3 protein-coding genes and 1 pseudogene are annotated in these 1774 nt (G+C 41.0%); all 4 read right to left on the reverse strand.

The features are described 5' to 3' along the window. Nucleotides 1–277 (reverse strand): formyltransferase family protein (locus Q0614_RS03785; RefSeq protein WP_298786652.1); only part of this gene is annotated, 277 nt, incomplete at its 3' end. Between the two features lie 116 nt (nucleotides 278–393). Next, nucleotides 394–657, reverse strand: a complete 264-nt coding sequence (locus tag Q0614_RS03790) for a hypothetical protein (RefSeq protein ID WP_297950549.1) — start codon at nucleotides 655–657, stop codon at nucleotides 394–396. Nucleotides 658–826: 169 nt separating this feature from the next. After that, nucleotides 827–1564: a hypothetical protein gene (locus tag Q0614_RS03795; RefSeq protein ID WP_297950547.1), complete on the reverse strand. Its 738-nt coding sequence runs from the start codon at nucleotides 1562–1564 to the stop codon at nucleotides 827–829. A 1-nt stretch (nucleotide 1565) separates the two neighbouring features. After that, nucleotides 1566–1774 (reverse strand): annotated as a pseudogene (locus Q0614_RS03800) (GTPase ObgE); the annotation flags it as partial.

The raw sequence follows: 1774 nt of genomic DNA on the forward strand, positions 1-1774 counted from the left end.
AAATTTTACCGTATGCGGCAACCACGATAAAATCAGGCTTTAGCTCTTTTATCTGTGCTCGGGCCGCTTCGTCTTTTAAGCTCGCAGGCTGAAAGATCGGCACGGCAGGCAGATACTGCTGCGCGTAAACTTTAACCTCGCTTGGAGTTAAAATTTGTTTTCTGCCGACGGGCTTATCAGGCTGCGTAAAGACGGCTGCGATCTCAAATTTCGCCTCTGCAAGCGTGCGTAAAATTTTAGCCGCATACTCAGGCGTTCCCATAAAAACTATATTCATTCTTTTCCTTTAAATTTAGCCAAATCACGGCGCGAGTGATCATACGAGCGCTAACTACGCGCGAAATAAATTTTACGCAGACCGTAAAGGTAAACCCGGGTTCACACTCGCGCGCCTTATTTGACGGCGGATTGATTTTTATCCTCGGATCCGTCCGGCCAAGGCCAAAAAGCGCACGGATCTTCAGACCAATAAATCTTTGCGGACGGTTTCGCCCCCAGCTCATCTAGGCTAATCTTGCTGTCACGATTAGCATCGAGCCTCTTAAATTCCGAGCCTGAGCGCAGATTTAGCTCTACCCTCAGCCCAGACGGCACCTCGCTCGCCATCCACTCCTGCAAGCTCAGCGCGCCGTAATGATCCTTGTCGTTAAAGTCCATAAATTCGGCACCGGATCGGAAGGCTCGCAACCGTATGCGCCAAAGAATAAAAATACTAGAATAAAAATTTTATTCATTTCGCCTTATTAAATTTTATCTTTTTGCGACGTTTGCAAGCGGTAAACATAAAATTAACTAGATATCTAGACATATTTCATAAAACGATTTCTCATGAATCTTCCTTGCCGATCCAAATTTGCTTTTGGCTCATTATCTCCGCGTGAAATTTATCGCCATCACCTTTCCAATCACCGGCAACAACTATATTTCTGCCTCTGTTCTCTAAAATATCGCTCAAAATTTTATTAAACAAGCTCTCATCCTTTAAATTTAATGTGAAGATAAATCGATCCTCTAGCTTTACAGAAATTATTTTGCTACCTTTTGAATAATTACGAAATTTTGCTTCTATCAATCTTTTTCCAAAAACACCTTTCTTATAAATTTTTATGCTTCTATTATCTAAAAGCATTTTCCAAATTTTTATACCTGCGAATTCATCATTTATATCCATACTTTTACAAAGATCGTATATTTGACGTATCGTTCTTACCTGCTTTATTTCGTTACCTGGTGGCGATTCTGAATTATTCGATATGAAAATGCTACACCTTTGCGACGCGGCAGACTTAAATAGATTATCCATGAAGTCGTCAAATTTAAATGCCTTTTCATCAAAATTTTCAATACTCCCGACATTTGAATTTTTATAATAACAATCGAGATTGTGCGGATGTGATTTTAACGTCGCTCTGAAATATGCCCTTGATACGCCATCTTGATTACATAAAAACATATAAGCGTCACACTGTGGATTCGGACAATAAAAGCGTCTGGATCTATCCGAACACCTAACTGCTAAAATCTTTTTTTGTCTTAGTTCGTCTTCAAAAGCAAATAGCGACATATTATTTCCTTCTTAGTAGCTCGAGCAGGTTAAATTTTAGCTCGTTTATATTTTCTCCCGTTGCCGAGGAGATCGGCATCACGAAAAACGGCTTGGCGGCGTCAAGCTCATAAATATCTTGCTTAAATTTCATCTCGCCCGCCGTGCCCGCGAGCCCCAAATGCGCTAAAAATGCGTCAAATTTTTCCTGCAAATTTTCGGCCGCGTCCG

This window comes from uncultured Campylobacter sp., assembly GCF_937997595.1.
Lineage (GTDB): Bacteria > Campylobacterota > Campylobacteria > Campylobacterales > Campylobacteraceae > Campylobacter_B.

Excerpts from the sequence above, each read along its gene's own strand:
- Q0614_RS03790 (WP_297950549.1), bottom strand. The coding sequence starts at position 657 with ATGGACTTTAACGACAAGGATCATTACGGCGCGCTGAGCTTGCAGGAG.
- Q0614_RS03795 (WP_297950547.1), bottom strand. The coding sequence starts at position 1,564 with ATGTCGCTATTTGCTTTTGAAGACGAACTAAGACAAAAAAAGATTTTA.